Annotated in this window: 12 protein-coding genes and 2 tRNA genes; all 14 read left to right on the top strand. The window is 54.6% G+C overall.

Annotated features, from left to right (window positions below; genetic code table 11):
* The first annotated feature begins 194 nt into the window (after positions 1–194).
* Positions 195–788 carry a TetR/AcrR family transcriptional regulator gene (locus Y5S_RS01530; protein ID WP_035229690.1) on the top strand — a complete coding sequence of 198 codons (594 nt, stop codon included), beginning with the start codon at positions 195–197 and terminating at the stop codon, positions 786–788.
* Entirely contained in the window at positions 785–973 is a 189-nt protein-coding gene (locus tag Y5S_RS01525; RefSeq protein WP_035229686.1) for a hypothetical protein, read from the top strand. Before Y5S_RS01530 ends, Y5S_RS01525 begins: the two co-directional genes overlap by 4 nt.
* A gap of 250 nt (positions 974–1,223) precedes the next feature.
* Positions 1,224–1,299 (top strand) — tRNA-Val (locus Y5S_RS01520).
* 28 nt (positions 1,300–1,327) lie between these two features.
* Positions 1,328–1,404, top strand: a tRNA-Asp gene (locus Y5S_RS01515).
* An 821-nt stretch (positions 1,405–2,225) separates the two neighbouring features.
* Complete coding sequence (locus Y5S_RS01510) at positions 2,226–3,593, top strand: hypothetical protein (protein WP_035229684.1); 1,368 nt, start codon at positions 2,226–2,228, stop codon at positions 3,591–3,593.
* A 110-nt stretch (positions 3,594–3,703) separates the two neighbouring features.
* Positions 3,704–4,777 carry a cyclic nucleotide-binding domain-containing protein gene (locus Y5S_RS01505; protein WP_035229681.1) on the top strand — a complete coding sequence of 358 codons (1,074 nt, stop codon included), beginning with the start codon at positions 3,704–3,706 and terminating at the stop codon, positions 4,775–4,777.
* Between the two features lie 61 nt (positions 4,778–4,838).
* The gene (locus Y5S_RS01500) at positions 4,839–5,729 is read left to right on the top strand and encodes an NAD(+) kinase (protein ID WP_035229679.1); all 891 of its coding nucleotides are present in this window, start codon (positions 4,839–4,841) and stop codon (positions 5,727–5,729) included.
* A 132-nt stretch (positions 5,730–5,861) separates the two neighbouring features.
* Entirely contained in the window at positions 5,862–6,143 is a 282-nt protein-coding gene (locus Y5S_RS01495; protein ID WP_035229676.1) for a YeaC family protein, read from the top strand.
* A gap of 233 nt (positions 6,144–6,376) precedes the next feature.
* The gene (locus tag Y5S_RS01490; RefSeq protein WP_052041317.1) at positions 6,377–8,833 is read left to right on the top strand and encodes a hypothetical protein; all 2,457 of its coding nucleotides are present in this window, start codon (positions 6,377–6,379) and stop codon (positions 8,831–8,833) included.
* A gap of 106 nt (positions 8,834–8,939) precedes the next feature.
* A complete protein-coding gene (gene pepN, locus Y5S_RS01485; RefSeq protein WP_035229674.1) occupies positions 8,940–11,546 on the top strand; it encodes an aminopeptidase N in 2,607 nt (868 codons plus the stop codon).
* A gap of 209 nt (positions 11,547–11,755) precedes the next feature.
* Complete coding sequence (locus tag Y5S_RS01480) at positions 11,756–13,777, top strand: DUF1302 domain-containing protein (RefSeq protein ID WP_035229672.1); 2,022 nt, start codon at positions 11,756–11,758, stop codon at positions 13,775–13,777.
* A gap of 45 nt (positions 13,778–13,822) precedes the next feature.
* A complete protein-coding gene (locus Y5S_RS01475) occupies positions 13,823–15,232 on the top strand; it encodes a DUF1329 domain-containing protein (RefSeq protein ID WP_035229670.1) in 1,410 nt (469 codons plus the stop codon).
* 116 nt (positions 15,233–15,348) lie between these two features.
* On the top strand, positions 15,349–16,485 hold the full coding sequence (locus Y5S_RS01470; RefSeq protein ID WP_035229668.1) for a WD40/YVTN/BNR-like repeat-containing protein: 1,137 nt from the start codon (positions 15,349–15,351) through the stop codon (positions 16,483–16,485).
* A 10-nt stretch (positions 16,486–16,495) separates the two neighbouring features.
* Positions 16,496–18,865, top strand: coding sequence for an efflux RND transporter permease subunit (locus Y5S_RS01465; protein ID WP_052041315.1), 2,370 nt, complete (start codon positions 16,496–16,498; stop codon positions 18,863–18,865).
* Positions 18,866–19,087: the final 222 nt, after the last annotated feature.

Genomic DNA, 19,087 nt, shown 5'->3' with positions numbered 1-19,087 from the left:
CGCGAGAGATGTTGTGCGATCGTTGAGGGCTGTACCCGCGTACCAAGGGGCCTGAGGCGCGGTGCAGACGTCTGGGATGGGCTCATTCATGTGTTCGCGCCTTGTAACTTGGGACTTGCAACTTGCCACTCTTCCGCCTTGCTGCCCACCACTCCTAACCGGGATAATATGCAGCTTAATTAATGAGGGTAACAATGGCTGAATCACTGGCAATCAACGGAATCGATGATTCTCCGCGTGGGCGTCTGCTTAGCGCGGCGGCACACCTGTTCCGGGACAAAGGGTTCGATCGAACCACTGTGCGGGATATTGCAGCGGCAGTGGGGATTCAAAGTGGCTCTATTTTTCATCACTTTAAAACCAAGGAAGACATCCTGTATGCGGTGATGGAAGAGGTGATTCATTTCAATACCGCCCGTCTGCAGCAGGCGGTAGCCAGTGAGGCGACGGCGGCGGGCAAGCTTCGGGCCCTGATTCGTGCCGAGCTGCAGTCTATTGTCGGTGATACGGCTGAGGCGATGACGGTGATGGTTACCGAGTGGCGTTGTCTCAGTGAGGATAAACAGCGCAAGGCGCTGGCGTTGCGCAGTATTTATGAGCAGCTTTGGCTGGATTCCCTGAGTGAATTGCATCAGCAGGGGGTAATGAAAACGGATCCGTTTATCCTCCGTCGTTTGCTCACCGGGATGATAGGGTGGACGCCGAACTGGTTTGATCGCGAGGGGCCTGTCAGCCTGGATGATCTGGCGGACATCATGCTGGCAAGGGTGATCGGGGAGGCGCCATGATTGGCAATGCCCTGGCTTGGGGGCGGACGGGTTACAGCATTCTGGAAGAAGGGGAGCTGAACCGGGAAACCTGGGCGCTGGATATCCACCACTACCTCATCGCCAAGCCCAATGGTGATAACCTGCCGGGTCGTTATACGCTGGATGAGGCCAAGGCGAAGATCGAAGCGCTGGAGAAAGAATAGCGGCTAGCTTCGAGCGGCTAGCTGAGAGAAAAAGCAAAGGCGCCCTGGTTGGCCCGACCCCATTGCATCGTATTGTAGGGCCTTGATATGGCTCGGTATTGCTTGTATCGGGCGGCCAGAAGCTCGTGGTCCGTTGCTTTTTTGGTCGTTTCGCCCATTTTGTAGCCAAACGAACACTTTTCTGCAAAAAGCCGTTGACACCCCCGGCCCAATCCCTAAAATGGCGCCCACTTCGCAGCGACGCGAACATGGGTGATTAGCTCAGCTGGGAGAGCATCTGCCTTACAAGCAGAGGGTCGGCGGTTCGATCCCGTCATCACCCACCAAAATTTGAAAGAATTCCGAAAGGAATGTGGAGCGGTAGTTCAGTTGGTTAGAATACCGGCCTGTCACGCCGGGGGTCGCGGGTTCGAGTCCCGTCCGCTCCGCCACTATTCAGCAGGAAAGGCTCTCAGAAATGAGGGCCTTTTTTGTTTCTGCTCGAAATGCCGCTCCTCCTTCCTGCCCTCCTTCTCATTGTTGCTTTAGCTGTCCGCGTTAAGCTGTGATTCTGGTTTTGTGGGAGCGACGGTTCCGTCGCGAAGGGGCTGTGCCGATAGGGAGAGGGGCGCGATCGCACCCGAAGGGCATGGCAAACGCCCGCGTCCAGAGGGGGTTACTTCACTGCGCTTAGTTTCCATGGAAGGGCTGGCCAAGGTTTTGACCCAGACAGATGGGCAAACCGCTGGTTTGTCTTTGCCTGGCGTTGAGTATCTGGCGTCGAGCGTCCAATTAATGAACTTGTCACGTTTTGCCTGTCTAATCACCTGGCAACCAATCCAATGACAAGTGAGGAATACCCATGGAAGAGCTGTTTGAAGAGCGCCTTGAGGAAAGGCAAATGATGGAAAGCCTGGAAGAATGGCTGGAAGAAGATGGCTGGGCCGATGACGGTGAGGAGCTGTAATCCTCCCGTTTCGGGGCTATGCCTTACTTTGTTCCGCTCTCCTTGTTTTTCCTTCGCTCCAATCCCTCTGCTTTGATTCGTATCGCCAAATAAGTCTCACAACGTGATCCCGGTTATGGTCGCTGGACGATGACTGCGGCATTCTATGGTTTGAGAATGCGCTTTTTTTTGGGAGCCATTCGGTTCACACTTTGTTTTTGGGGCTGACTATAATTGGCAGCATTCTGACTCTGTGCGTCACCTTCCGGTGTGGGGCCGCGCAGGTTAGTGGCGACAACAATAATTTCAGGGAAAGGAAAGGCACACATGTCTGCATCCGCAGTGACGTCCGAAGCCATTCTGTTTTTTGATCATCGGGGTATCAGCAAGAGCATGCTGTATTCGGATTTCGAGGCGATTCTCGATGGCATGGTGGGGGTGCCTGAGTTTACCGACAAGGAGGTACGTGGTGCCTATTGCCTGGTGAATGGACACCTGAAAGTGCGGGCGCTGGTGCTGTTTAACATCGATTTTGATGAAGACGGCATGGCCGACACCACCTGGAATGTGCCGCTTCGCCATCTGGCCGAGCATGCAGGTCAGGGTCCGGATATGGGGGCTGGCCCAATCCGACTCGCCTGTCGTAGTCAGTGTCCTGTGGCCTGGCATCAGGATCAACTTTGGGATCCTGGTATGAAGCCAGGTGCCAATGATTTCATCGCGATTCGTGACCTTATTCTTGAGCGTGGTCCCAAGATGGGTCTGGAAATCGATGATGACATGGATAGCAACATGGCCCCTCCACCAGTTCTTGCGGGGCAGGCTCCCACCATCAGTCCTGACGAGGATGATTCGCGCAAGAAAGATGATGAGGAACGTGTTCGTTTAGCTAGAATTATCAAAGAGTTACGGTTGCGGGTTCAGACTCTGGAGAACTCCCAGAGCGAGGAAGTGGCCAAGTTGCGTTATGCTGCCCAACAGAAAGAAGAGATCCTCAATGCCCAGCTGGAAAAGGTGCTGGGCCAGTTCAAGGCGTTGAAATCCCAGAATGGCGCCTTGCGTGAGCAAAACGATTCACTCAAGGCGCAGGTGATGAGCCTGAACAAGAGCCTTGAGGAGCAGACCCATCAAAGCGCCAACCAGGGCAGCGAGCTGGAAGTGCTGACCGAGCAATACAAGTTGGCGCTGGAGCAGCGTCTCGAAGAAGAGCGCGCCAAACTTGCCGAGCAGATCCATGCCAAGGAAATGGATGTGCTGACCCGGGATGATCTGATTGGCCAGCAGAAAGAGCAGATTGCAGAGCTCAAGCGCAATCAGGTGAAGGAAGCGAGCACCGGAGCGCAGAAGGTGCTGGAGAAGCTGGAAGACCTGGGTTTGAGCTTTATCGCGTTTCATCCCGGTGCCGGTCATATCTCGGTACCTGCAGACCAGATTGCCAGTTACATGGAAAACCCGGTGGCGTTTGCGGCCCGCAAGTGCCTGGTCACCGAAGATCACTATCGTGCCTGGCTGGCTCACTACGAGAACCCGGTTTGTCAGGTCAGAGCAGGTGTGGAGGGGCAGGTGTGTGGCAAGCGGGTTATCCGCGTGGAGGTGCCCAACCAGTTCAAGCCTGGCGTCTCTGACTGCAATGCCAACCGCTGTCCAAACTGCCGGAATGACTCCGCCATCGATAACGTGCTGAAATTTCGGTAAACAAAAAATGTGAACCAGTTCCCTCTCGCGTGGAACTGGTCGGCTTTTTGCAGATGTTAGTCTGGATATAACCAGAAAACGCGTGATCAAAAAGACCGGGAGCGGCAGTTATGGCGCGAGAATCCATTGATAAAAGCCTTTTGCAGACGTTTGTACCAGTTAATGCCCTGTCTGGTGATCAACTGGACTGGCTGCTGGATCAGCAGGAGGTGTGCCGCTATGTGTCAGGTGATGTCCTTTTTTCGTTAGGTGACGAAGACAACACCACCATTTATCTGCTTAGCGGCAAAGTAGAGCTCACCGATGAAAGCGGTGAGACCCAGGTGGTCAGTGCCGGGGATTCTGCTTCCTGGCACCCGCTTGATCACGCCCAGCCTCGCCGCAGCACCGCCAGAGCGTTGGGGGAAGTGAGCGTGGTGCGTTTTGACAGCTTCCGTCTGGATACCATCCTGTCCTGGGATCAGTCTGCGGGCTATGTGATTCTTGATATCAATGCCAATTCAGCCTACCAGAACGACCGCGAATGGATGATTCGCTTGCTGCGTTCCAAGCTGTTCCATCGGGTACCTCCCACCAATATCCTGGAAATCTTCCGTCGCCTGCGCGCTTATCGCCAGAAAGAAGGTGATGTGATCATCCGCCAGGGCGAGGCTGCGGATTGTTGCTATATCCTCAAAGAAGGGGTGTGCGAGGTAGCGGTCAGCATGGGAGATAGTGAGCCGACCCCCGTAGCCATGCTGGAAGAGGGGCAGTGGTTTGGCGAAGAGGCGCTGTTGTCCGGGAAACCGCGTAACGCCACCGTGTCCATGGCCACCGATGGCGTACTGATGCGTCTGGATCGCAAAGACTTTGATGCGTTATTGCGTGAGCCGATTATCAATACCATGCCGGCTGACAAGGTGCTGGAGTCAGTAGAGAAGGGTGCTACCTGGCTGGATGTGCGCACTAGCGATGAATATGACCAAGGACACCTGAGCGGTGCCAGCAATATGCCTCTGAACGTGCTGCGCCTGAAATCCCGCCTGCTCGACCCCTCGCGGACCTATGTGGCCTACTGTGATACCGGAAGACGTAGCGCCACGGCGGCATTTTTGTTAAAAAACGCCGGCTTGGATGTAATCGTCCTGGATGGCGGCCTTAATGCCAATGCTGCTACCCTTAACGAGAGCATGACCCAGGGGTGATCGCTGCTGTCGGTAGCGGTGCCCCGCAACCGACAGCAGCAGTGGCTGCCCCGGGATCTCTGTGTCACAAGATAAGTTTCGCAATATCGGTCTGATTGCCCGCTCGGAAAGTGAACAGGCGCTGTATTCACTGCGCCAGTTGATCCACTTTCTGCATGGTCGTGACTGTACTGTTATCCTCGACAAAAACATCATCGACAGTCTCCCCGAGATGGGGCTGCAGGCCGCCAGCCCTGCGCAAATGGGTGAGGCCTGTGATCTGGTGATTGTGGTGGGTGGGGACGGTAGCCTGCTGGGCGCCGCGCGTACCCTGGCCCGCTATAAAGTGCCTGTGCTGGGCGTTAACCGGGGCCACTTGGGGTTCCTGACCGATATCCTTCCTTCTGAAATCGAATCCCGTGTCGGCCAGGTGCTGGACGGTGAGTACACCACCGAAAAACGTTTTCTGCTGGATCTGGAAGTGCGGCGCGGCAAGACGGTGGTGGGAGAGGGCAGTGCGCTCAATGACGTGGTGCTGCTGTCTGGTGACAGCGTGCACATGATCGACTTTGAATTGGGCATAGATGGCCACTTTGTCTACGGTCAGCGTTCCGATGGCCTGATTATCTCTACCCCCACCGGTTCTACTGCTTATGCCCTTTCCGGTGGTGGGCCCATCATGCATCCCAAACTGGATGCCATGGTGCTGGTACCGCTCAATCCGCATACACTGACCAGCCGCCCGCTGGTGGTGGCGGGTGATTCCGAGATCAAGATTCATATCACCACGGAAAAAGTGCGCCCGCTGGTCAGCTGCGATGGCACAGAAGGGATTCGTCTGCAGGTGGATGATGTGATCGTGATCCGCAAGAAACCGCACCGGTTGCACTTGATCCACCCGCCCGGCCATGATTTCTACCAGGCCTGCCGCTCCAAACTGGGTTGGAGTACTCGCCCGGGCGACAGCAACTGACGAGCAGTTAATCGTTAATAGTGAATAGTTAATAGCGAAAGTCAAAAGACAGACCAACGTTGATCGTAGGGTGGAAATTGGCGGGAGCCAATCTCTGCCGATCGGCGAGACGCCTTTCTACCGGAACAAACCATGACTTACCAAAGCTTTGAAGATCTGATTGCCACCATGACCCCGGAAATCTGCGACAACATGCGTCGCGCAGTAGAGCTGGGTAAATGGCCGGATGGCCGCACCCTCAGTAAGGAGCAGCGCGAAATGTGTATGCAGGCGGTGCTGGCCTGGGAGGCGAAAAATCTGCCTGAAGACCAGCGCACAGGTTATATGGAGCAGGCTTGCAAGAGTGACAATGGAGGCAAGGATGGCGCAGAGGAGCAGCCTGTGACTCTGCGAGGGCCGGATACACTGCAATAAACAATTAATTGCGCACTCTTTTTGTGACCAGCGGGTCGTCATTTTATTGGCCCTTCGGGGCATTTTGTCTTTAACTTGGATTGGTTAACAGTACAAAGGTACGATATTCTGCCTACGCGATATTTCCAGGCTGGTTTTTTGGACTGAGGCCGGTTTTACGAATGAAAGTAACGTCCTGGCTCACGGCACAGTGAGCCGAGCAAGAATTAAATAACAAAGGTTCGGGAGACCTCATGCATATCTATAAGAAAGTACTGCCAGTTGCAGTCGCTATGGCACTGGCCGCCTGTGGTGGCGGTAGCGATAGCGTCGAGGATCAAAGCCAGGGTGCACAGCTCCTTGGTACTTACCCCAAGTTCAATCCGGTAACGTCAGAGTTACCCCTTAATACGGATCTGATTTTCAATGGCTCCGTTGACGGTACGGCCAATTTGGGTGATGCCAACAATCCAGCCGAAGCAGCTGTCAATGCTCTGGATGGTTTCTCGCCCAATGCGCCCTTCGATATTGCCTTTGAGGGAAGTATCGATCCCGATAGCATTTGTACGCCGATCATGGCGCAAATGGGGGCCCAGTGTACACCAAACGTTTTTCTTGTTCCTTTGGATACCGGCAGTTCAGAAGCTCTTGAGTTGACCAGTATTCAAGGCGTGGATTCCGAGGCAGTGTCATCGACCTTATACAGTGCTTCTGCTGTTTCTCTGGATGGTGGCAGCAACAATGTGCTGCGTGTGACACCACTGAAACCATTGCTGTCATCAAAGAAATATTTGGTTTTTGTAACTAATGGTTTATTGGACTCCGCGGGCGAGCCTGTGCAAGGCTCTGTAGCCTATCATTTATTGGGAGAGTCCGAGCCAGCTGTAACTGGTGATTTGGCTTCCGTTCGTCTAGTAGTAGGAGTTTGGGAGACTATTGCGACAGGCGTATTGCTTGGCGGACCACCACAAGATCCAGTGGTGGCAAATGCGGCCAAAGACTCTATCGTCATCTCGTACACTTTCACTACGTCCGATCCGGTGACGCCACTTGTGGCGAACGCTGCGCCGAGTGCAGCAATCGTGAAAGCGCAGGTGGGTACTTTCGGCGTTGATGCTGTTGCCGCAGTCCAGAATCTCGGTGCGCTTTTGCAAGAAGGTGTTTCATTGAGCACACCTGTTCCTCGAGTTGTCGACGTTCCGGACAGCGGGGTTGATCTTTCTGTCCCGACCGGTCTTGATGCTAATGTTGGCTCCATGTACACCGGCACTATTGAGTTGCCCTATTACCTGAGAACCCCAGAAACAACTGTTTCTGGCAATTACAAGCTGGATAGCTGGCAAGCGGATAAGGCTATCGGTGCCTCCCTGTTGCCAAAAGTCAAAGCGAGCCTGCCCCAGCAGGTTGCAGATCAACTGCCTCCCGTCCTGCCTTTGCCGGATGCTGACGGCACAACATTCAATGTGACCTATCGCTATCCGTTTGCTGAACAGGCGAGCCTGGAAACGGTTCCGCTTCAGGTAACATTGCCTGATGCAGAGTATGAGGTTGCAACAGGTGTTACCTGTTCAGCTGCAAATCCTGACGGTCTTCCCGTTGTTATGTATGTGCATGGCATTGGGAGCGATAGGACCTCTGTGGTAGCCCTGGCTCATAGTCTCGCCAAAGCCTGTGTTGCAACGGTGGCTATCGATCTGCCATTGCATGGTGGCCGAGCCTTTGATGGCGCGTCATCAGCTACCAACTTTATTAATTTGGCGGTTCTCACTAATACCCGGGATAACGTACGCCAAGGTGTTATGGATCTTCTGAATTTGAATGCCAGCTTGGCAGCGATTGATTCGGAACTGCAATCGGGCGGCCTTGTTGGGCTGGATGTGTCGAATGTGAAAGTGGTGGGTGCTTCACTGGGCGGCGTTGTAGGTTCTGTTTACGCCACAGTGAACCAGTTGGCTTACGCAGCAGACAATGCTCTTGCTCAGCAAGTTGCGGGGATTGATGCCGGGCTTGCCGCTATGCTGCAAAGCAAGCTGAATCCGTTGAGTGGCCTTGCTGTTTCTGCTTCTGGCGGACAGCTGACGCAACTTCTCAGAGCGTCTGCGACGTTTGGCCCGGTGATCAGTGCAGGCTTGAGTGCAGAGGGCGTTGTTCCGGGAAGTTCTGACTTTGAACGCTTCCTGTATGTCGCTCAGAGCACGGTCGATTCAGGTGATCCGGTCAGTTTCGCCGAGTCACTTGCTGGGGCTGAAACTTGCGATGCGGCGCTGGCTGCGGCTGGAGACTATCCAAACATCATGACCTGTGGTGGTTTGACAGTGCCGGTGCTGATGCAGCAAGTAGTGGGAGGTGCTGAGCTGGGTGATGGCCAGACTTACACGGCAGACAAGGTGGTGCCCAATGCACCAGAGGGTTTCCCGCTTTCAGGGACTACAGGGCTTGCAACCTTGTTGCGGACTACCCAGCTTGGTGCCAGTGCAAACCCGATTCCACTGAGCGGCAATGCTCTGATTAATATGACTGCTGGACATCACAGTTCCTTACTGCGGCCAAATGAGCAAGAAGGGGTGGCACCAGTGCAGGGCGAGTTCCTGACGACTGGTGAAATGCAAACCCAGGTTGTTACTTTTGTAGCAAGTGATGCTGCGGCGGTATCTGTAGGTACCGCGGGTGGAGGTCAAGCCGCTGCGGTGGTGCAACAGCCGGCACCTTAAATCCTTTTTGGGATTGCTTGTTTCACAACACCTCGCTTCGGCGGGGTGTTGTCGTTTCAGGGACGCGTTAAACTGTTATTCCAAAGCCAATCTCAGGAGTTGTTTGATGGAAACTGCCCACGCTGCTGTAACCACTACCCGCCTCAAGGATTACCTGCCCCCGGCGTATCTGGTGGATAGCGTGACGCTTGATGTGGATATCCATGACGGTGTGACCACGGTGACCAGTGAACTGGCGTTGCGGCGTAATCCTGCTGCAGCGGTTTCCGATGCCATGATGTTCAACGGCGAGGGGTTGACTCTTCGCTCTCTGGCTCTGGATGGCAAAGTGCTGGATGAAAACAGTTACCGCTACGAAGACGGGGAGCTGGTCCTGTCCGGGTTGCCAGAAAAGGCGACGCTGGTGTCGGTGGTGGATATCGACCCTGAGAACAATACCGCCCTGGAAGGGCTGTATGTGTCCAATGGCATGTACTGCACTCAATGTGAAGCGCAGGGCTTCCGCCACATTACCTTTTTTCCTGATCGCCCTGATGTGATGTCGTCTTTCCGGACGACGGTCAGAGCGGACAAGAAGCGCTACCCCTTGTTGCTGTCCAACGGTAATCCCGTTGCGCAGGGTGAAGAGGGTGAGCGTCACTGGGTGACCTGGGAGGACCCTTTCCCCAAGCCCTGTTATCTGTTTGCGCTGGTAGCGGGTGATCTGGCCTGCCTGGAAGATGTCTTTGTGACTTGCTCCGGCCGAGAGGTGGCTTTGCGTCTCTATGCGGAGCATCGGGATCTGGACAAGCTTGACCACGCCATGGCTTCCCTGAAGAACGCCATGCGCTGGGATGAGCACACCTATGGGTGTGAATACGATCTGGATATTTACATGATCGTCGCTGTCAGCCATTTCAATATGGGGGCCATGGAGAACAAAGGCCTGAATATCTTCAATACCGCCTGTGTGCTTGCACACCCTGCCACTACCACCGACGCTGGCTTCCAGCGCGTGGAGTCAGTGGTCGCCCATGAGTATTTTCATAACTGGTCGGGAAACCGGGTCACCTGTCGTGACTGGTTTCAGTTGAGTCTCAAGGAAGGCTTTACCGTTTTCCGTGACCAGATGTTCTCTGCGGATATGAACTCGGCCGCAGTGAAGCGGGTTGAAGACGTGGACTTCCTGGTTAACCACCAATTCCCGGAAGATCAGGGCCCCATGGCTCATGCGGTGCGCCCTGAGGAATTCGAGAAAATTGATAATTTCTACACTCTGACCATTTATGAGAAGGGTGCCGAAATTGTGCGAATGCAGTACCACCTTCTGGGTGCGGAGCAGTTCCGCAAGGCGACGGATCTCTACTTTGCACGTTTTGATGGCCAGGCGGTGACCTGTGATGATTTTGTGGATTGCATGCAGGAAGTCTCTGGCACAGACATGGGCCAGTTCCGGCGTTGGTACAGCCAGGCGGGGACGCCCGTGTTGTCAGTTGTCGATCAGGTTGCCCCCGAAGGATATCGCTTGACCTTCCGTCAGCATACACCGCCAACCCCTGGGCAGGCTGAGAAGCTGCCATTAGTGATCCCGGTGCGTATGGCGCTGCTGGATGCCCAGGGCGAGCCTGTTCCCCTGGATGAGGAGGGGAGGCGAGAGCAGGTATTGATTATTGATCAGCAGGAACAGACCTTCCATTTTCCGGTGTCAGAGTCCGTGACGCCTTCCTTGCTGCGTGGCTTTTCTGCGCCGGTGGTGCTGGAATTCGATTACCGAAAGGATCAACTGGCTGCGCTGTTGTCCCATGATAGCGATGGCTATTGTCGCTGGTCGGCTGCCCAGAGGTTGTACTTTGCGGCCATGGATCGGCTGGTGAAAGGGCAATCGTCACCTGACCTGGAGGCGGCGGCATTGCAGCCGGCGCTGGAGCAAGTGATTGATCGTGCAGGAGAAGACTTCGCGCAGGCGGCACTGTTGCTCATGCTGCCTTCAGAGGTGGCACTGGGAGACCGTCATTCTCCCCTGGATCCCGCAGCAGTTCATGAGGCTCATCAGCAGTTAAAGCAGGCGATAGGTCGAGCCTTGCAGGCACACTGGCTGTCGCTGTCTGAGAACCTGCTGGCGACAGAGCTGCAAATGGACGGTGTGGCAATGGGGCGACGTCAGCTGCGTAATCTGGCGCTGGATTATCTGGCTGCGGGGGGACACCCGGAAGCTGCCCGCATTGCGGTGGAGCTGTTCGAGTTGCCTTTGTGTATGTCCGAAGAGCTGGGTGCGTTGCGAACGCTGGTGCATCATGGTCTTTCCGGAGCGGAACAGGCTCTGGCCCAATTTGCCCAACGCTGGAAAGACGAGGCGCTGGTGATGGATCAATGGTTCTCGGTACAGGCGTCAGCGCCGGGTGAGTCGACCATTGATGTGGTGGCGGAGCTGCTTGAGCATCCTGCCTTTGACTGGAAGGTGCCAAACCGTGTGCGTTCTGTGTTAGGCGCCCTGGCAGGCAGCAACCCTTCTGCGTTCAATACTCCCAAGGGATATCAGTTGTTTGCTCAGGCGCTGGGCAGGGTGGATGCACTCAATCCACAGATTGCGGCACGTATTGCTAATGCGGCAGCCAGATTGCACCGGCTTGAGCCGGGACGGCAGCAATTGCTCAGGCAGCAGTTGCAGGCAGTGTTGGAAACGGCATCAGCAAACCTGCGCGAGGTGCTGACGCGGATATTGTCTGGTGATTAGTCAGTAGTTGCATACTTGAAGTCATCCGAAAACTGTGACTGACTGGTCGTAAATCTCCCTCCCAAAGGGGATTTATTTTGCCTTTCAATGTGTAAGAATTAGGTATTAGCTGTCTGTGGCGTGTTTCAGTAGGAAAGATGGGATCTGAGCCTCGCATAGGGACACGGCAGCAAGAACAATAAAGCCATTTGGCAACTCGGAGTAGCTACATGAATAATAAGCACCTGCGTAAAACCAGGCTGGCGCTTGCTGTCGCCAGTATCTCGGCCCTCGGAGGGCTTTCGCTGCCAGCGTCCGCTGTTCAGCTCGAATTCGATAACCCTGATTGGCAAGGGCGTCTGGATACCACGCTGTCCGTGGGCGCACTGTTCCGTACCGAGTCTCAGGATTCCATGCTGGCGGCTACCGGTGATGTGGTGGACATGACCAAAGCGGGTTATGGCTCCCAGATCAACAAGAACGATGCCAATAACAACTTTGATACTGGCCTAGCGTCTCTGGTCTACAAGATTACGCCAGAGCTGGATCTGAGCTGGCAGGGTAAATACGGCATGTTCCTGCGTGGTACCGCATTCTATGATCAGCAGATCATGGGTGGTGGGCATGACGGTGGAGCTCTTAACCCAGCTGCGCCTTTCCCCGGTGGACAGGACGGTTTTTTGCGATATGCGACTTACTCCGACTATGCCAATAATGGAACAGGGGATGATTTCACCAGTGATGCTGAACGCTATGCCGGTGAGCGTGCCCGTCTCTTGGATGCCTACGTTTGGGGTAACTTCGATGTATTTGAGCGCCCTTTAAACGTACGTATTGGTCAGCAGGTGATCAACTGGGGTGAAGCCCTGTTCATGCAGAACGGGGTCAACACAGCGAACTACTTTGACTTGAACGCCTTGCGCCTACCGGGTTCCGAAATTAAGGAAGCGCTGCTGCCGCTGGATAGTTTCTATTTTTCCTACGGCCTAACTTATAACGCTACTTTGGAAGGCTTCTATCAGTTTGAATGGAAGAATTCCGAGGATGCCCCTGTCGGCACCTATTTCTCTACACATGATGCATTTCCTGGGAAAGGGGCGGATCATGTAATCATCGATGGCAGGGTTGTTGCTTACAGTGCAGCTCAGGCTGGCTTGGTTCCCGGTCCTGGGTTCATTGAGCCAGCGTTTGCTAACTATACAAGTTCGACTTACGGCTCTGATTATCAGTATGAAGCCACGCAAGTAACTGTAGACCGAATCCGCGATAAAGAAGCTTCGGATGGTGGGCAATTCGGTTTGGCTTACCGTTACTTTGCTGAAAACCTCAATGGCACAGAGTTTGCCGTTTATTATACAAGAACCCATGCCAAGACACCGGTTGTGGGTGCCAGAATTAATCAGATCAATGCTGCCGGCCCTGCGGGGGCTCCTGAGACTATCGACACCACCGAGTATCAGATGGCTTATGTTGAAGATCAGGATATGATCGGCGCAAGCTTCAATACCGCTGTGGGAAATGTGTCGTTCGCAGGTGAGATTGCCTACCGACCCAATCGCGCAATTATCAATGAAGTAGGTGATAACCTAATCCAGAATCTTGCTGGTGTTGCGGTTAATCCTGATCCTAGAATTGGCAATTTTACCTCGCACTGTGTCCGTGTTGAACTGGGTGGAAGTTGCCTCAGCGGTACAGATAAGGTTCAGGCTGGTCAGCTGTATTACTTCTATGATGAAGTAGACAGCTACAATGCTTCTTTGGTGAATATTTTCAACTTTGGGCCAACATTTGGCTCTGATGGTTTGATTGCACTGCTTGAACTTGGTGTAGAACACATCGATGGCTTGGAAAACGAGGATCTTTACTATAACTCCACTGCTGCGATTCTCGGCACAGAAGCTGATGTGCTGAATGGTAATCGTGATGGAGTTGTTACCTCAAATGAGACTGACGACTACGGCTTGGATACTACTTCCTGGGGCTATCGTGCCGTACTGAGAGCAGATTACAGCAATGTATTTGCCGGTGTTTCCATGAGCCCAAGCATTCGTATTGCGCACGATGTAGAAGGTAACTCCCCGATTGGCGGCAACTTTATGGAAGATCGTAAAGCCGCCACGCTGGGCGTCAATTTTGTGTACTTGAACAACCTGGAAGTGGCCATGTCTGGCACCACCTTCTGGGGTGCCGACTATTCCAACAAACTGGCCGACCGCAACAACGCTTCGGTTTCTGTTAAGTACTCTTTCTAAATTTTTGCGGGCCGCGCAGCGGCCCGGTTTATCGGAGAGCAAATCATGTTGAAGAAATTGACCGCAATGGGGAGTGTTCTGGCACTGTCCCTGAGCGTGGCAGCCACTGTGCAAGCGGCTGTTCCCGCTTCCGAGGCTGCCAAACTGGGCAAGAGCCTCACTCCTTTTGGTGCTGACGTGAAAGGTAATGGCAAGGCCGTTTCTACTGGCTTGGGCATTCCTGACTGGACTGGTGGTATTCAGCGCAAGGACATTCCCAAGAGTTATACCCGCCCGGGTCAGCATCATCCTGACCCCTATGGCAACGAAAAGCCGGTATTCACCATTACTGCGCAAAATGTTGGCCAATATGCGGACAAGGTACCGGATGGTGTTAAAGCCATGCTCAAGACCTACCCGGATACCTTCAAGATGAATGTCTATCCAAGCCATCGTTCTACCTCTGCGCCGCAGTGGGTGTATGACAACACCAAGAGCAATGCCACCAAGGCTGAGCTGGGTGAGACTGGCGTTAAAGATACCTTTGGCGGCACGCCTTTCCCGATCCTGAGCGGTAGCAATGAAGAGCAGGCGCTACAGGCTATCTGGAACCACATTCTGCGCTGGCGGGGCCTGTATGTGGTGCGCCGTGCTTCCGAAGTGGCGGTGCAGCGTAGTGGGGCGTATTCCCTGATTACCTCCCAGCAGGAAATTTATTTCCGCTATTACGATCCCAAGTATAACTACGAGACCCTGGACAACGTCTTGTTCTACTACCTGTCCTTCACCAAGGCTCCAGCACGTCTGGCCGGTGGTGCAGTACTGGTTCACGAGATGCAGGATCAGAAGAAAATGCCACGTCAGGCCTGGGGTTATAACGCCGGCCAGCGTCGTGTGCGTCGTGCTCCCAACCTGGCTTATGACACCCCGATTGCGGCGGCAGATGGCCTGCGGACCGCTGATGACACCGACATGTACAACGGTGCACCTGACAAGTACAACTGGAAACTGGTGCATCCCAAGCCGGTGGAAATGTTTATCCCTTACAACAACTACAAGATGGACAGCCCTGACGTGAGTTACGAGACCCTGCTGCAGAAAGGGCACGTGAACTCCGATTATCAGCGCTGGGAACTGCACCGTGTGTGGGTAGTGGAAGCGAACCTGAAAGACGGCGAACGTCATATCTACAACAAACGTCGTTTCTATATTGATGCGGATTCCTGGCAGATTGCGGTTGCGGATCAATATGATCGTCGTGGTGAACTGTGGCGTGTCAGCCTGGCCTACATCAAGAACTACTATGAAGTGCCGACCCAGTGGACTGCTCTGGATGCGTTCCATGATCTGCGTGCCCAGCGTTACCACGTACAGTTCCTGGATAACGAAGAGCCTTCCATTCTCGACTACAGCCAGCCGGTACCGGATGATCGTTATTTCCACCCGGCCGCACTGCGTCGTCGTGGGCGTGGTTAAGAAAACGCACAGGCTTACCGTTTGAACGGTAGCCAAGACAAGACGGCCGGGTCCCGCGAGGTTCCCGGTCGTTTTGTGCTCGGTCCTGCATCAGGGCCTCGGGATGAGATGGGACAATGAAAAAGATAATGGTTTTGGCCGTTTCGGCCGCGCTGTCTGCGACTGCGCAGGCAGAATTTGTAGCAAGCGATTCTCCATTGGTGAAAGCGAATACCTACCTGGATCTGGCAGATGCGGGTGGGCGCGTTGTGGCAGTGGGCGATCGCGGAAAGATTCTTTATTCCGATGATGAGGGTGCTCACTGGCAAGCGGCAGCTTCACCTACGGAAGTACTTCTTACCAGCGTCTGTTTTGTCGACGCCCGTCATGGCTGGGCTGTGGGGCATGATGCCCTTGTGCTTGGTACCCGTGATGGCGGTGAAACCTGGAACGTACAGTACAGTGACCCTCTGGGCGGCGATGGCACTGAAGATGGTGCCCTGGAGGAAGCCGGCGATATGGCCATGGATGATCTGTCCATGGATGATATCTACGGTGACCCTTATGCCGATGAAGAATACAGTGATGATCCCTATGGGGATGATGACCTCTACAGCGACGACCCTTATGCGGAGGACCAGGGTGGCGGTTCTGCCGGTCCGGTGGACACCTCCGGGGCTCCGTTGCTGGATGTACACTGTGAAAGCCGCGAGCGTGCGGTGGCCGTTGGCGGTTATGGCTACTACCTGGAAACCACAGACGGTGGTGAAACCTGGAGCAAGAAGCCGGATAGCCTGAAGAATGGCGACGGTTGGCATCTTTATGGCCTTTCTGCTGTCTCCAATAGCTCCACTCGTTACCTGGTGGGAGAAAAGGGTGCCATGTTCCGGTCTCTGGATGAAGGCGCCAACTGGGAACGTCTGAAAAGCCCCTACAGCGGTACGTTTTTTGGCGCTACCACCCTCTCTGATGCCAAGGCGTTGGTCTATGGCCTGCAGGGTAATATCTGGTTGACGGGAAACCGTGGCGTCAGCTGGAGCAAGGTGCCTAGCGGTATGTCCCGCGGGATCAACGATGGCACCGTGCTGGCTGACGGCTCCGTAGTGTTGGTGACGAATGCCGGTGGCATTCTTACCAGTCACGACGAGGGTAAAAGCTTTTCTCTGCGGTTCCTGCCGGACCGTGAATCCATCTCCGCCGTATTGCCCCGTGAAAAGGGTGGCATCCTGATCGCGGGTCAGGGTGGTGTGCGCGTGATTGAAGACGTGAAATAAGGGGCCCAGCATGTCAGGTAGCATTTCTCAAAATATTGCCGGCGCTCTGTTCAAGGCGCGCAAGGTCGTACTGGTCCTCTTTGTGGCATTGACTGCACTGCTGGGATACCAGGCGTCCAAGATTCAATTGAATACCGATATCAGCAAGATGGTTCCTCTGGACCATCCCTATATCCAGAATTACTTTGAACACAAGAATGATCTCAGCCTCGGTAACGATATTCGCCTGATTGTGGCGGAGACCCAGGGCGAAGATATTTTCAACGACGATTACATGATGGCCCTAAAAGAGGTCACCGATCAGGTGTTCGCTCTGGAAGGGGTGGACCCGAGCAAGATCAGCTCCCTGTGGACCAGCAACGTGCGCTGGAACGAAGTGACCGAGCAGGGTTTTCAGGGTGGCGAAGTCATTCCCGCCGGCTACGATGGATCCGAGCAAAGTCTGGAGCAGTTGCGTACCAATGTGCTGCGTTCCGGCCAAGTCGGCCGTCTGGTGGCAGATAACTTCCAGTCCAGCGTGGTTCATGCGCACCTTCTCGATGCACTGGGTGACGACGGGGTGGATATTCCGGCATTGTCAGCCAGCCTTGAGGAGATCCGCAGCACCTTCCAGGACAAATACCCCAATGTGCGCATTCACATTGTCGGCTTGGCCAAGAAAGCCGGTGACGTGATGTCTGCCGCTCAGGAAGTGGCCATGTTCTTCTTCCTGACCCTGGGCCTGATTGCCCTGTTGCTGCTGCTTGATACCCGTTGTATCCGCAGCGCGCTCACGGTTTCCATTTGTTCCTTTGTCGCGGTGATATGGCAGTTGGGTATCGTCAGCACTTTGGGCTTTACCATCGATCCTTACTCCATGCTGGTGCCGTTCCTGGTATTCGCCATCGCGGTATCCCACGGTGTGCAGATTGTGAATACGCTGGCTAACTATGTGGCCTCGGGTCTGTCTTCACTTGATGCATCCAAATCCACCCTGCAGGCGCTGGTGGTGCCCGGCATGGTGGCATTGGTATCCGATGCCATTGGTTTCCTGACGCTTTACATGATCGATATCGGCGTGATCCGTGAGCTGGCGATGGCTGCCAGTATCGGGGTGGCGGTGATCATCATTACCAATCTGATTGTGGTGCCGGTGGTGCTCTCCTATGTTGGGGTGAGCGGTGCTGCAGTGCGCAAGATTCAGGCTGGCGAAGAGAAAGATCATCCGTTGGCAGGCTTGTTCGCCCGCTTCACTCGTCCGGGTATGGCCGCTGCCTCCATCATCATTGCTGTAGTGGGTTATGCGGGAGGTATCTACCTCAGCCAGGACCTGAAGATCGGTGATCTGGACAAGGGCGCGCCAGAGCTGTGGCCGGACCCTTGTGAAGAGATGGATTGTCCGCGTGGTTACGAGCCAAAGGATCGTTACCGTTACAACCATGACGTTAATTTCCTGGTCTCCAACTACTCCGTGAGTGCGGACGTACTGGTGGTGATGGGCAAGACCCCACAGGAAGCGTGTAACACCTACCAGGCTATGCAGGCCGCCGATGATATGGCATGGACGCTGCAAAACGTGGAAGGGGTTCAGGATGTGGCGACCATCGCGTCTGCTACCAAGATGATCGCTACCAACATGAACGAAGGGTCCATGAAGTGGGCGACCATTTCCCGCGACCAGTATGCGCTTAACAACGTGATGAGCTTCATGCCGGACAGCCTGTACAACCTGGACTGTTCCCTGACGCCCATTTACGTGTTCCTGGATGATCACAAGGCCGAGACTCTCGACCGGGTCACCAAGGCCGTGGCGGAGTTCTCCGAAACCCGCAATAACCAGGATGTCATCGAGTTCAAACTGGCATCCGGTAACGCTGGTGTAGAGGCGGCGACTAACCAGACCATCGAAGCCAGCCAGTACCCGATGCTTGCACTGGTTTACGCTGTGGTATCCATTCTGGTGCTGATTGCGTTCCGCTCCATCCGTGCGGTGATCTGTATCATCGTGCCGCTGGGCCTCACCTCCATTCTCTGCCAGGCGTTGATGGCGCAGATGGGGATTGGTGTGAAGGTGGCGACCTTGCCGGTGATTGCGCTTGGTGTGGGCATCGGCGTGGACTACGGCATCTATATCTACAGCAAATTGTCCGAGTACCTGAAACAAGGCATGGATCTTGAGTCTGCCTATAAAGAGACACTGAAAACCACGGGTAAGGCGGTGGCATTCACCGGTATCACCCTGGCGGTAGGTGTGATCTTCTGGGTGTTCAGTTCCATCAAGTTCCAGGCGGACATGGGCATCCTGCTGACCTTTATGTTCCTGTGGAACATGATCGGTGCCCTGTGGTTACTCCCGGCATTGGGCCGTTTCCTGCTCAAGCCGGCCAGCGCCGCGAAATAACCGGCGCGCTGATTTCGTTGGTTGTGTGTGCAAGCCCGGCGTAAGCCGGGCTTTTTTTATGTTCATCGCGGATTAGCGGGAATGTGTGAGGTGAAGAAGCGCAGGACGCAGAATCCTGCCTAAAGGTCGCCAAAAGCCAGAGGGCAGGAGTCAACTGTGCGAGCGACGGTTCCGTCGCGCTGCCTTGGCCTCGGCCTTTCGCGGTCGAACGCCCGCTCCCAC

The sequence above is a fragment of the Alcanivorax nanhaiticus genome (assembly GCF_000756665.1).
GTDB lineage: Bacteria > Pseudomonadota > Gammaproteobacteria > Pseudomonadales > Alcanivoracaceae > Alcanivorax > Alcanivorax nanhaiticus.
Note: the sequence above shows the minus strand (reverse complement) of the source record. Positions and strands in the feature narration are given on the sequence as shown.